This window comes from Streptomyces sp. NPDC057486 (assembly GCF_042802415.1).
Classification (GTDB): Bacteria; Actinomycetota; Actinomycetes; order Streptomycetales; family Streptomycetaceae; genus Streptomyces; species Streptomyces yanii.
This window is the reverse complement of the sequence record NZ_JBHVEE010000204.1, coordinates 1-11,874: the sequence shown is the minus strand read 5'-3', so window position 1 is coordinate 11,874 and position 11,874 is coordinate 1. Positions and strand designations below refer to the sequence as shown.

Here is an 11,874-nt window from a genome sequence, read left to right as displayed (position 1 = left end):
GCAGCAGATCCAGCGCCAGCAGCACACAGATGCCCGCGTCGATACCGATCGGGAAGACCAGGGAGAAGTTCCCGAAGCCCTTCTGCTCGGCGAGCGCCCGCACCGCCGCGTACGAACCCGCGAAGCCGATCGCGGCAATGACCGCCGCGCCCGCGACGACGACCCCGATCAGCACTCGGTGCGTGCGTGTCAGCTGTATCGCGGCCACCCGCGATCCCCCTCTTGCATCGGTACTCCAAAGTATTGAACGTTCACATTTTCATGGCGTGTTGCGTGGTGGGTCTGTTCAGGCCGTACAGATCGCAGACCGTCGATCAGAAGGGCCGCGCAACATACGCGGACACACGGGCAGCGACACCAGGTAGAGACCGAAGACGGACTTGGTGCACTCCCCGAGGACCTGCCTGTAGAGCCAGGCGGGATGACGTGCACGCAATCGCACAAGCTCACGGCCCCGCCCCTGCCCATAGCCTGGGTTGCGGGGCCGTGATGCAGATCCCTACTCCCCCGGCTGCTCAGGCTTGCTCAGCTCGCATCCTCTTTGTTTCTACGGTCTTGTAGTCCACCAGCAGCTCGGTGAGCCTCCGCCTTGTCGGGACATCGAGTTCAGCGATGATCAGCTCCGACAGAACCTCAGGATCACGGGAGGGCAGCCGGCCCACAGAGCCGGCTTCATCGCGCGGCTTCGGGAGATCGCCCCCGACTGTCTCGTCAGACACCGACCGCTTTATTACGGCGTAATGATCGGGGGAAGGAGCAGGGTTCGGCATCGGCCTGGACGGCTTCTCGCTCGGGGGGTTCTCAGCGGGCGGAGTTTGGGCCTGCTGCTGCCGATTGCTTGCGGCACGCAGCTCTGCCCGGGCCTTCTTGTCGGCGGCTTCCTGCGCTTCCTTCTCTTTGAGCAGCTGCAGGTGTTCCTCCTGCTCCTCGGCCTTCTTCTTCCCGACTCGCCGCAGCAGTGCTGCAGACTCCTCACCGGACTGGAGCCTCTGCTTCAGCTCTGGTGTCAGGGTCAGTAGCGCGAGCCTCTGGGAGACCCATCCCTGTGAGCGGTGGAGCCGGGCCGCGAGCGCCTCCTGTGTCCCGTGGACCTTGAGCAGTTGGTCGAGAGCTTTGGCTTCATCGAGGTGATCGAGGTCCTGGCGGTGGATGTTCGCGACGAGAGCCGATTCCAGTATTTCGTCGGGGTTGCTGCCGAGGCCGTCGTCGAGCATCACCTTGATCTCGGTGAGGCCGGCTTCCCGTGATGCGGCGAGGCGGGAGTTGCCGTCGATAACGACATACTTGGTGTCCGGCTCGAGGTCGCCTTCACGCCCGGGGTTGCCTTCGAGGTAGGCGAACCGGCCCATGATGCTGATCGCGGTCTTCTGGCCGTGGTCGCGAAGACTGGCGCTGAGGTCCGTCAGGTCACCGAGCTCGGACCGCGGGTTGTCCGGGTTCAGGCTGATCACGTCAACGGACAGCTTGACGGGGGGCGGTGCTCCTTCCGTCGGAGCACTGGTGTTGGCGTTGATCGCGGCACGGCGTGCGCTGATGGTCTGCGTCTGTCCGAACGACGCACCGGCACCGAGCTTGGCTGCCTTGCTCATGAGATCTCCCGGGCCAGGGCCCGCATTCCGACGGACTGATTGCAGCGGGGCGAGTACGCGAGCAAGGGCTGCTTCACGCGCACGGCCTCCTTCTGCTCCTTCAGGTCTCCGATGACTCCCACTACTCGGGGATCCTTTATGTCCATCCACGATTCGAGGGATGAGGTGGCGATGTATCCGCGTCGGGCGTCGTAGTGGTTCACGACGATGCCGAGGTAGTCGAGCTCGAGGTGCATGTCGTTGCGCAGGTCCTCGATCTGCGAGGTGAGGAGTCCGTATGCGTCGGCGGAACTGTCCTCGGCCTGGACCACGACCAGCACACCGGAGTTGCCGGGTGCCTCTCCGGGGCGGCGGCGCCCGTAGTACGCGGCGGCGTCCATGCTCAGGCCGAGGCTGGGCGGGCAGTCGATGAGGATCGCGTCGTACTCGTCCTCGACAGCGGACAGTGCCCTTTCCAGAGCGGCCTCTCGGGCGCGGACACCGGAGAGCTTGACGTCCAGGAGGAACGCGTCGGTGCACGCGGGCAGGAGGTGCAGGCGGTCACCGAACCGGGGGTCCTCTATCGGCACGATGAGGTCACGCAGTTGGCCCTTGGACTCGCCCGCCATGTGCTTGGTGAGGCTGTCGCCCTCGAGCGGCAGAGGCTCCTGGCCAAGCTGCTTGGTGAGGTGGCACTGGGGGTCGAAGTCGACGAGGAGAACCCTCATGCCGAGGCCCGGCAGGTCCTCATAGTCGAGGGGAGAGTCACTGTCATCGTCAGACAGAGCGGCCGCGAAGTGCTTGGAGATCCGCACGGGGTGGAGTTGGTTGGAGTCTTCGGCCAGGGCCTCACCTGTGCCGGCGGTGATGGCGGTCTTGCCGACGCCGCCCTTCTGGTTGCAGACGACGACGCGCTTGGGGTGCTCGGGTCGCACCACGGTGGGAGCCGGATTGGTCTCAAGCCACATCTGCACCGACTGTGCGAGGCCTTGGATGATGGAGACTCCACGGGAGGCGCAATCGCCACGGAAGTTGTCCCACTGGCCCGGCGGGAGGAAGGTGGAGAAGGACTTGGCGCCTGACGTGTCGATGGGAGCGAGGTTGGACCCGAGCCCGAGCCAGGCCTCGATGCCGGCTTCGACGGCGTGCTGAATGTCGATGCCGTGCTGGGCGGCCCGGATCTTCAGGTCCAGCTGCAGTGCGACAGGGATCTTGGAGACGACCTTCTCGCGGTCGCCGCTTGGCGATGACAAACTCATGCCGGATACCTTACTAACGCGCACGAGTAGATGCAGCATCAACACGCTAGCTTCGCCAAGTATTACGCCGTAATACTGCTCTCCTGCCCCTGCGATGTGTAGGCAGTCCCGCTCTTCAGTAGGCATCCGCGGCTGGGACCCGTCATGTGTAAGCAAGTTCAGATCGAGGCCCTCTTGAGCCCCCAGCTACGACCTGACGATGCGGAAGGGTCAGTGAGCGGTGTCTGATCTACTGCCTGCCGACGAACCGGAGAGTGGAAGAAAAGCGATGGGTGTTCTGACTGACTACTTCCGCGTGGTGGATGCCGCATCGGTTGTGCAGGCGCTGGAGCAGACGGATGGTCGGTCCCTGCTCTGCGCAGAGCCCCCTGTGTTCGACGGAGTTGAAGCCAGGCACGTGGATACGGCCGTCGTCCTGGCGCAACTGATCGCTGCCATACAACAGGTTGAGTGGGAAGTGGATCTGGTGCAGGAAAGGGACGTGTGGCCGACCTCCCCGATTCTCGACCCGGACGAACCCGTGGCCGAGGATGACCCGTGGGTGACGGGACCGTGAGTTTCAGAACTACATCACCTGGTACGGGACACTACGACGAGTCACCGGAAGGTGCTGGCGTGGTCCTGTCCTTCGCCGACTACGACCGCTTCGCTGCCGCATGCCCCAGGGCAGCCCAGATCGTCCCGGACATCATCCCCGATCAGGCCCGCCGCGTCGCAGTCCTTCAGCGCCGCCTGATCTGCCTGGTCCACAGCAAAGCTCCGAACATCCAGTTCGAGCCCGTCGGCGCCATGGCCGTCATGTGGAACCGCAGCGAAGGGGCCGATGCCAACCGCCGGTGACGCTGAATCCATCCTTTGCCGCGTCACCCCTGCTCGCTCAGCATCCGCACAATCTCGATGTCACCCCGGAGCACGCTCAGGCGGGGAGGATCCAGGAGTCATCCAAGAGAACAGCCCGCATCTGATCGCCGACCTGCGGAGGGGATACATCCGTGGACCACCAGGACGGATGCTTGGCAGGGTCGATGAAACCCGTGATGCCGGCCGCATCGACCTGCGACTCGACAGGGGGCGACGGCCGCGACGACGACGTTGATGATTCACCGGCGTCATCAGCGTTCTCCAAAGATTCTGACCAGGACCTGTTGAGGGTCGGGTGACGCGAAGCTGATCAGCCGCATTGCCAGGTGAACATCGCTCGGTCGAAGCGGCGCTCAGCCAGGTCCTGTGGGCGGATGAGCCAGTACAGAGCGCCCGCATCACCCCACATCATGTCGGCGGCATCGTCACTGTCGAACTGAGCGAGCAGCACCCAGTTGCTGATCTCTCTATCGAGGGCCGGGTCGCCCCAGGACACGTCCCGGTCCATGACCGCTTCCGCGACCTCGATCTCCACCGGGTTCTGGACTGAGTGGGCATGGCCGCCGATCTGGTGGCCCACCTCGCGGTCGAGCTGCCACAGCGCGTCGAGGAAGTCCCGCGAGCACACCGGATGGTCGTACCGATTCCCCAGTGGAGCCCCGGGAGCGAAGGCATCACGGACCTGAGGATGCCATGGCTCGGTCGTGGTCATGCCCAGCCGGGCGGTGAGCGGAACCTTGGGGTACGGCTTGAGGCCGGCGGGGACGTCACGCTCTCCCCATTTCTCCTCGGCCGGTGTGTAGAGGACGCGCGCCCCTCCCCAGCTTTCGCGATCCTCGGCCAGCACGAGAGCATCGCCGTCATCCAGCTGACCGTCGAAGTAGAAGAAGGACAAAGTCCCCTCGGCCGGGAGCATGATGTCCACAGCGCCCACCGGCAGCATGGCGCAGTCCAATGAGGCGATGAACGAAAGCGGCCCGTGGCCTGCCCACGACGGCCACTCCACATCGACCGGCAGCTTCGGCAATCCCCCGATCTGGCCCACGGCTATGTCTGCGGCCGTGGCCGCCTCCAGGCGGACGGCCGGACTGAGCAGGCCGACCCAACGCTCTGCGACACCGAACGGCAAGTGCTGGTGGGCAAGGGTGCGCAGGGCTTCGGAGGATCCATATGTCATGCGTTTGATCATGCCCCGGCCCACTGACAGCCGGTCCACCAGCCCCACTGCTGGAAAAGATCACCTGGAGAACGGGAAGCGGTTTTCAACACCTCGACACGTGGATGGTCAGGTCCCATCGTGAACAGCCCACACTCATCTGGGACAGACATCAAGTATTACGCCGTAATATCCGCCCGTTCCGTGAGCGTGCTCTCGTCGCGTGCTGACGTGCGCTGGGGACCGACAAGCTGACGTCACAAGGCCGTACGCAACGGCGGACGCTCCCCCACCAGCCGCTCGGCCGCCTGGACTGGGCTCCACTTCACGCTGCTGGTGCATGGCTGAAGGGCTGTACGTCACTCGCCCTGCGTCGGCGACGGGTTGGCCAAACCCTTGGGAGAACCGGACTGTGCCATGAACTCCCCAATTGGGGAGTCCGTTGATACCGCCTCCTGGACGGATTCCGGTGTGCCAGGATGCGGATGCCGCGCCTGTTCGGACGCGGCTGTGGGGTACGCAAGGAGGCCGGTTCCGGTGCTCAACGATCCCTTGGATCTGATCGACCCACCAGTGAACAGCGTCGTTATCGGCACGGGCAAGGGCGGCGTCGGCAAAAGCACGATTGCCGCACATCTGGCCGGCGCTTCGGCAGCAGAGGGCCGACGAACACTGCTGATCTGCCTGACAAGCCAGGACGATGACGACCTCGGCATCAAGCGATTCGGTAGAGGTATCCAACCAGCCGGTCCGCCCGTCATAAACGGGCAGGGCCTGTATCGAGCCGTCCACGACCGCACACCACTTCTCCCCATCCGTGAAGTGCGTCCCAACTTGGATGTCGTGCCGGGCGGCGAGACAGTGGGCGAGCTGATCCAGCTGCTGATGCACCGGATGACGGCCGAAGGCGCCGGTGTCGCACTCTCCCTGGCTCGCTCACTGGCACCGATCGCCGGCTGGTACGACCAGATCGTCATCGACAGCGCTCCGGAGAACGACTCGCTCGAGCAACTGGCCGTCGCAGCGGCACGCGTCCTGGTCGTGCCCACCCGGTCGGATGACTCCTCCATCCATGGCATGGAGCGCATCTCTCGCAACTTCAAGATGGTGCGCCGCCAGGTGAATCCGCACCTGCGCGTCGGAGGCGCCTTCCTCTATGCGTCCAATCCGACCGCGACGTCGATGCACGCCGAGGTGAAGGAGGACATCCGCACCGTCCTCGGAAGCACGACCCCGATCCTCTCGACCGTGGTCGGCTACCGCGAGAAGCCGGCTCGCAACTCACGCAAGAAGGGCCTGCTGTTCTCCGAGTACGCGGAGCTCCTGCCGATGAGCGCCAAGGGGTACGACGTGGCTGCCGGCCGCGCGAAGGTCGCCGACGTTGTACCCGACGCCATCGTGGGCCTGGCCGACGACATGCGGGCCCTGACCACCGAAATCTTCGCTCACTGCAGGAAGGCAACAGGCTAATGGGCGGCGACCTGTTCAGCGACGACGAGCCAGGAACGCCCCAGACCACGGGCACCGGTCTGATGGGGCGCGGCTACCCGGGCGTTGTCCAAGACGCCAGCGTGGTCATCAAGGCACCGGTCGGCACGACGCTCGAGTCGATTCCACTCCCCCGCCCCCCAGCAGGTGAAGGGGCGCTCAGCTCCGATGAGGAGCAGATCTTCGAGGCATGCAAGGCAGGGGTCGACAACCTCCACAAGGCATTCTGGATCGCCGGCAAGGCTCTGGAAACGATGAAGACAGGCAACCTGCACCGCGACTCCGGCACCCCGAACTTCGCGGACTACATCTGGGACAACTGGGAGATCTCCGAATCACACGCCCAGCGGCTCATGTCCGAGTGGCGGATAGGCGAAGCCCTCGCGGCCATGGGCTGGCGACCGCGCGAATCCCAAGTTCGAGAACTGACTCCCGTCGCGAAGGTCAGCGGCGACGCCGCAGCGGTGGCTGTCTACGACACTCTGGCCCGCGCCGGAACCCGGGTCACGAGCCGGGCCTTGAAGGATGTAGTCCGGCAGTTGCCGGCGGTCCTTTCCGGCTCGGCTCCCCCGGACGTCGTCCGCGCTGTCCGCGAAATCCTTGAGCCCCCGGCACCTGTCCTGGCCAACGACACCACCGCTGACAGCGAGAGCTCCGACGTACCCGAGCACCAGACGCCCGGCCCGTCAGACTTGACCCAAAGGCAGAGCAACGACAAGAAGCCCGACCCGACAGACTCCGAAGAGGTCCGCCGACTCATGCAGACGCTCGCTCATGTCACGGACGCAGCGAAGGCCATCAGCCGCCCTGCCGTAACCCGAGCAATCAATGAGCACCCCGAGGCGGCAATGCTGGTCGTGTCCGAAATTGAGACCGCGCTCGGCAAAATCGGGCGAGCGATCGCCGTGCGGAGGACACCTCGCTAACCTCTCACAAGGCCTAAGGGAGGCGGTTCGCTGGTTGCGCTGATTGTCGCGGTGGTTGGTGTCGCAGGGACCTTGTCCTCGGGTCTGTTGACCCAGCGCACCGCCGCACGCACGGGGATGGCAATCGCCGCCGGTTGGTCGAGGAGGGCCAGCACCGGCGCCAGGCTGCTCTGGAACGGCGGCAGTCGTGCTACATCGCGCTCAACCTCGCCGACCGGCAGCTTCACTCGACACTGATCCTCCACATCAACGCCTGTGCGCGCCGGCATCGAAGCGGATGCGACCCATGCAGACATGGAAGGCGCGCGTGATGCAATGGGGGAGAGGTGGGCCGAGGCGCAACTGGTGCTTCCTGATGCCCTCCTCTACAAGGCCGCTGAGACCAACGGTGTCCTGCGGAAGATCTACGAGACGGTGTACTGGATCGAGCACGGCGACCCGGAGGCCGGCGAGTCTCTCGAATCCGCGCATGCACAGCTGATGGAGCCAAGCGCCTCCTCTTCGACTTGCGAGAGGCGATGTGCCGGGATCTGGGAGTCAGTAGGCCGACCGAGGTCAATGCGGCGGGGGAGTCCTACCGCGCCAGCCAGGTCGTTGTCGTCGCTGGGAGTGCCTGGTTCACGATGGCTCGCTACCCTGCCGCCGACTGAAGCACTCAGCCACGCCAACTCAACCGCCAACTCACAAAGTCAACTATCGATCACACTGGGTAGCCGCGTCAGCCAAACGGAGCACTCGACGCCGATTCAGGGCAGGCGAGATCGCCTGTACGCCCCTCTGGCGGCCTTCCGGGAGCTCTAGGGTCGCGTCATACCGGCGACTTGAAGATCGGCCGCCTAAGGCGCCATTCTGTGCGTCGCCTTTCGGGCGGGATGCGAGATTTCACCGATTCGTGCTACCGCTGCCGTGCCTGTTCTGAAAGACGGGCCACTCGCACCGGTCTTGACGAGCTACGTGTTCGTCTCATCGAAGTGCGGTCAAACTTTCGACGAGATCGGCCAAGGGGCAGTGTGACAGGGGAGTGGAGATGGGCCTTCACACGCGCTTCTGACTCAAGTCTGCGTTGGCCGCGCGTGGCGAGCGTCTCGATGGCGTCGACCAGGCCGAGGAGAGCAGCGTCCATGTCGCTTGTCTCAAGGGCCGCCGTAGCGGAGCGGGCTGCGGTGACTTCGGAGCCTTGCCTGGCCCTAAGCGTGGCCTCTTCGGGTTCGCCGCGCCTGAGCAGCACCAGACCCAGCCCGTTCAGGAGTATTGCCTGGCCGTGCAAAGAAGGATGTCGTACGGCCATTCCCCGAGCATGGCGTTATCGGGAATGGTGGCCACGAGCGCCTCGGAGAGTTGTAACAGGCCCAAAGCGCGGTGGAGGTAGTGGCTGAACAGGCGGGGGAGTGCCTCGTCCTTCTCTGCTCTCCAGGTGGTTGCGATGTCCGGCTCGTTGGCGTAGCTGAGTAAGCAGCATAGGCCGGGTTGCCTACCTCGAAGGCAACCCCGGACGCGAAGGCGACCTCGATCCGGGAACCAAGTACGTCGTCATCGACGGCAACTCCCTCCTTGCCGCAGCGCGGGAAGCCGGCCTCACCGAGATCAAGGTCATGCTCGACGACGGCACCGGCAGCAATCCCGACGAAATACTGGACTCGGCCTCGTCGTCAACATTCACCGCCAGGAGCTGGACCACCTTGATGAGGCCAAGGCCCTTGAGCAGCTGCTCAGGGTGCACGGCACCCAGGAGGCTCCCACGGCGCGACTGCACCGCTCCCAGGGATGGGTCTCCCAGCGGCTCGCGCTGCTGACACTGACACCCGAGCTGAAGGAGAAGCTGCAGTCAGACGAGGAATCGGCAGCTTTGCTCCGCCGGTTCGGGAAGAACAAGGCCGAGGAGCAGGAGACTCACCTGCGACGCCTGAAGGAGAAGGCAACCCAGGAGGCTGCCGACAAGAAAGCCCGCGCCGAGGAGAGGAAGGCCGGCAGCCGCAAGCAGCCCGCCGATAAGCCTGCGGAAGGCGATCGGGCGGATCAATCTCATTACGGCGTAATAAACGGCGCTCCCAGGCCCAGAGTGCCGAACCTCGACCAACTGCTCCCGAGCAGGCTGCCGTCACTGCAGCAGCACTGCCCGAGCCACGCATACGGCCGGGCGCAGCCGAGGACGCCGATGTGTCTGAGAAGCGTTTCGATCCCCTGGTACGGCCGCCGGTGAAGATGCCGTGGCACGACGGTGGAGATCATCTTCTGGAAACTCGACGAGGAGCAGCGGCGCCTTGCGATCAGCCATTACCTCGAGATGGTTGGCGGCCCTGAGGCTGCAGCCGCCGACCTGAGGGCAGCGGCTTTGCTCAAGTCCCAGCAGGCGCTCGTCGAGCACCTCAGCAGCGACCTATAGCAGCATCAAACAACGGCCCCCTGGCGCGGGACCGTTGTCATGTTCGGTCGGATCCGGTCGGAACATCATGCTGTGCGGTCACACAACCGAGCGATCCCCGGCCACGTCCCTTCCCCGTTCACACCCGTCGATTGAGTGGACGGGCCAGTGCCCCGCCTCGCTGCGGCCGGAACGGGCAGTGCCCCGTACGCCGACCAACGTCTGTCGGGCGACGATGACCAGCGACATGACGAACATGCCGCGGCGTTTTCGGATCCTCGAACCGGAAGGCCAGTTTGAGCAAGGCGGTGTCTGTGCGGTTGCCCTCGTACGTGAGCTCCCGGCCCTGCTCCACCAGCTGCTGGCCCACGCGCCACTGCATCTCACCTCCTGGGGACCATCCCCGCGCGTGCGGGGAGCAGGACCCCGGCCGCGGCCGGGCAGGTCGGGCAGGCGTTGCTGGGGGAGTGGCTGCAGAAGCGGCACGGCTGGACGGAGAAGCGGACCGGGCAGTTCACGGTTGTCGTGGGAGGGCACCACGGGGTGCCTCCGGAGCATGGCCAGATCGCCGCCCTGCACAAGCACGGATACCTGTTGCGTACCCCGCGACCGAGCCGGGCTGTGTGGCGGCGGGTACAGGACGAGCTGCTCGATGCGTGTACCTACGAGTAGGCGTACGGGACCGGCTGGATGAATGGCGGTCGGTGAAATGCCGCAGCCGGTGCAGGTGCTGCTCACAGCACTGGTGATCGTCGCCGACTGGATTGCCAGCAACGCCGACCTCTTCCCCTACTTCTCGCAGGACGTCGCCCGCAGCAGCGAGGAGCGCGTGGCCGCGGCCTGGCGCGGGCTGGACCTTCCGGCGCCCTGGTGCCCGGACGAGCCCACAGGCGACGCTCAGGAACTGTTCGCCGCCCGCTTCGACCTGCCGCCAGGGGCGAAGGTCCGGCCGGTGCAGGAAACCGTCGTCGAACTGGCCCGGGCGATGCTAGACCCGGGGCTGATGGTGATCGAGGCGCCGATGGGGGAGGGCACGGCGAGCTGCCTTGTGGCAAGTCCCGGCGTTGCACCGTTGCTGCTGGCAAGTCCCCGTGAGTCCCCGCCTGTTCTGGCACGAGAGTGGCACGGTTCTGCGGTAGCGGTGAGGCGGCCGACCCTTTGACGCATCCGGGGCCGCGGCCTTTACCGTTCGGCCTGGTGTTCACTACGTACATGACAGGTAGCTCAGAGCAGCACCGCCTGAGAAGTGCGATCTCCGTCCTTAGTGATGCTGTCCCCGGAGATCTTCGACGGCCTCCCGTTGGCTGGGCTGGCGTACGGGCGTGGGAAGCCGCTCATGGCGTCGAACTACCAGAGCCGTACCGTACGTTTGTCGCGGATGTTTCCAACGGTTCGTTGGAGGGTGTATCCATGGCACACGCGCTCCTTCCTTTGGGAAGCCTTCCTGAGAACTGGCAGAGGTGGAAGGCTGATTGCTGGCTTAGCCCCGAGCCATTCGACGGAACGGCTGTACGTAAGTCCACTGATCCTTTCCCTCTGGAGGAGGAGTGGCAGTGGGAGTACGACTACTACGACCACGATGAGCACTCACCTCTACTCCACGGCATCTATCAGAAAGGCTCGGTCCTCCTGGGCGGCAACCGCGACTGCGAGTTCTGGGTACTCGTGGTCACAGGGCCTCAGCGCGGCCGGGTCTGGTGGCTGGGAGGTGGATGCGTGGCTCCGTATACGGACGCGGGGGAGGAATGCGAGCCAGAGGCCGACTTCGTGGCCTGGTTCCAGGATTGGCAAGCCGACCGAGGGTGGTGGTCCGAGCACCTCGACGGGTAGGTCTCAGCAGGCGGCTGTCTGCGCGGCCGAAGGGCCTGCCCCAAAGGACAGGCCCTCGCACAGCGCCTTCTGATCCGTAGCTCTATGTGGAACGGTCGGTGGCAGTCATAGCGGTCGGACCATGGTCTCCGGAGGGCGTCACCGGACGAGGTCGGTTCCTGTGGTTGCTGTACTTCGCTGCTGTACGGCTGGCCCCGGGTGGGCTGGTTGAATCGGCGGCATGCAGCTCTCGGACTCAGAGCGTCACAAGATGTCCCCCGTACATGTGGCCGTGGAGATGGACGACTTGGCGGAGCTGACACGTCTCCTGGACGCCGGGGCAGACCCGGACGAGTTCGATGGTTACAGCGGTTGGACTCCACTGCTCCGTGCCATCGATGGCGAGGCCGATGGAGCAGTGCAAACGGGCGAACCCCTGGAAGCG

14 protein-coding genes are annotated in these 11,874 nt (G+C 65.0%); 10 read left to right on the top strand and 4 right to left on the bottom strand.

What is annotated here, in order from left to right:
• The 3 genes from ACFU6I_RS45420 to ACFU6I_RS45410 form a co-directional block, all read right to left on the bottom strand.
• Positions 1-208: DUF2637 domain-containing protein (locus ACFU6I_RS45420; protein ID WP_384379521.1), on the bottom strand; the 208-nt coding region annotated here is incomplete at its 3' end.
• 307 nt (positions 209-515) lie between these two features.
• On the bottom strand, positions 516-1,589 hold the full coding sequence (locus tag ACFU6I_RS45415) for a ParB/RepB/Spo0J family partition protein (RefSeq protein WP_384379518.1): 1,074 nt from the start codon (positions 1,587-1,589) through the stop codon (positions 516-518).
• Positions 1,586-2,821: a ParA family protein gene (locus ACFU6I_RS45410; RefSeq protein ID WP_384379524.1), complete on the bottom strand. Its 1,236-nt coding sequence runs from the start codon at positions 2,819-2,821 to the stop codon at positions 1,586-1,588. Before ACFU6I_RS45410 ends, ACFU6I_RS45415 begins: the two co-directional genes overlap by 4 nt.
• A 274-nt stretch (positions 2,822-3,095) precedes the next feature.
• Between ACFU6I_RS45410 and ACFU6I_RS45405 the strand changes: the two genes are divergently transcribed.
• Positions 3,096-3,383 carry a hypothetical protein gene (locus ACFU6I_RS45405; protein WP_384379515.1) on the top strand — a complete coding sequence of 96 codons (288 nt, stop codon included), beginning with the start codon at positions 3,096-3,098 and terminating at the stop codon, positions 3,381-3,383.
• 59 nt (positions 3,384-3,442) lie between these two features.
• The gene (locus ACFU6I_RS45400) at positions 3,443-3,667 is read left to right on the top strand and encodes a hypothetical protein (protein ID WP_384379512.1); all 225 of its coding nucleotides are present in this window, start codon (positions 3,443-3,445) and stop codon (positions 3,665-3,667) included.
• Between the two features lie 331 nt (positions 3,668-3,998).
• Here ACFU6I_RS45400 and ACFU6I_RS45395 read toward each other — a convergent pair whose 3' ends face one another.
• Positions 3,999-4,865: a YwqG family protein gene (locus ACFU6I_RS45395; protein ID WP_384379509.1), complete on the bottom strand. Its 867-nt coding sequence runs from the start codon at positions 4,863-4,865 to the stop codon at positions 3,999-4,001.
• Between the two features lie 516 nt (positions 4,866-5,381).
• Here ACFU6I_RS45395 and ACFU6I_RS45390 point away from each other — a divergent pair.
• The 8 genes from ACFU6I_RS45390 to ACFU6I_RS45355 all read left to right on the top strand — a co-directional run.
• Complete coding sequence (locus ACFU6I_RS45390) at positions 5,382-6,314, top strand: ParA family protein (protein WP_384379506.1); 933 nt, start codon at positions 5,382-5,384, stop codon at positions 6,312-6,314.
• A complete protein-coding gene (locus ACFU6I_RS45385; protein ID WP_384379503.1) occupies positions 6,314-7,258 on the top strand; it encodes a hypothetical protein in 945 nt (314 codons plus the stop codon). The genes ACFU6I_RS45390 and ACFU6I_RS45385 overlap by 1 nt, the downstream gene beginning before the upstream one ends.
• A gap of 1,714 nt (positions 7,259-8,972) precedes the next feature.
• Complete coding sequence (locus tag ACFU6I_RS45380) at positions 8,973-9,458, top strand: hypothetical protein (RefSeq protein ID WP_384379500.1); 486 nt, start codon at positions 8,973-8,975, stop codon at positions 9,456-9,458.
• An 18-nt stretch (positions 9,459-9,476) separates the two neighbouring features.
• Positions 9,477-9,641 (top strand): hypothetical protein, encoded by a 165-nt coding sequence (locus ACFU6I_RS45375; protein ID WP_384379497.1) that lies wholly within the window; start codon positions 9,477-9,479, stop codon positions 9,639-9,641.
• A 435-nt stretch (positions 9,642-10,076) separates the two neighbouring features.
• Positions 10,077-10,292: an HD domain-containing protein gene (locus ACFU6I_RS45370; RefSeq protein ID WP_384379494.1), complete on the top strand. Its 216-nt coding sequence runs from the start codon at positions 10,077-10,079 to the stop codon at positions 10,290-10,292.
• Positions 10,293-10,314: 22 nt separating this feature from the next.
• Entirely contained in the window at positions 10,315-10,782 is a 468-nt protein-coding gene (locus tag ACFU6I_RS45365) for an HD domain-containing protein (RefSeq protein ID WP_384379491.1), read from the top strand.
• Between the two features lie 248 nt (positions 10,783-11,030).
• Positions 11,031-11,450, top strand: a complete 420-nt coding sequence (locus ACFU6I_RS45360) for a hypothetical protein (RefSeq protein WP_384379488.1) — start codon at positions 11,031-11,033, stop codon at positions 11,448-11,450.
• 220 nt (positions 11,451-11,670) lie between these two features.
• A partial coding sequence (locus ACFU6I_RS45355) for an ankyrin repeat domain-containing protein (RefSeq protein WP_384379485.1) occupies positions 11,671-11,874 on the top strand: 204 nt, incomplete at its 3' end.

What these genes read in the sequence shown, in the direction of transcription:
- ACFU6I_RS45415 (WP_384379518.1), bottom strand. Translation starts at nt 1,589, where the DNA reads ATGAGCAAGGCAGCCAAGCTCGGTGCCGGTGCGTCGTTCGGACAGACG.
- ACFU6I_RS45405 (WP_384379515.1), top strand. Translation starts at nt 3,096, where the DNA reads ATGGGTGTTCTGACTGACTACTTCCGCGTGGTGGATGCCGCATCGGTT.
- ACFU6I_RS45395 (WP_384379509.1), bottom strand. Translation starts at nt 4,865, where the DNA reads ATGACATATGGATCCTCCGAAGCCCTGCGCACCCTTGCCCACCAGCAC.
- ACFU6I_RS45385 (WP_384379503.1), top strand. Translation starts at nt 6,314, where the DNA reads ATGGGCGGCGACCTGTTCAGCGACGACGAGCCAGGAACGCCCCAGACC.
- ACFU6I_RS45365 (WP_384379491.1), top strand. Translation starts at nt 10,315, where the DNA reads ATGGCGGTCGGTGAAATGCCGCAGCCGGTGCAGGTGCTGCTCACAGCA.
- ACFU6I_RS45360 (WP_384379488.1), top strand. Translation starts at nt 11,031, where the DNA reads ATGGCACACGCGCTCCTTCCTTTGGGAAGCCTTCCTGAGAACTGGCAG.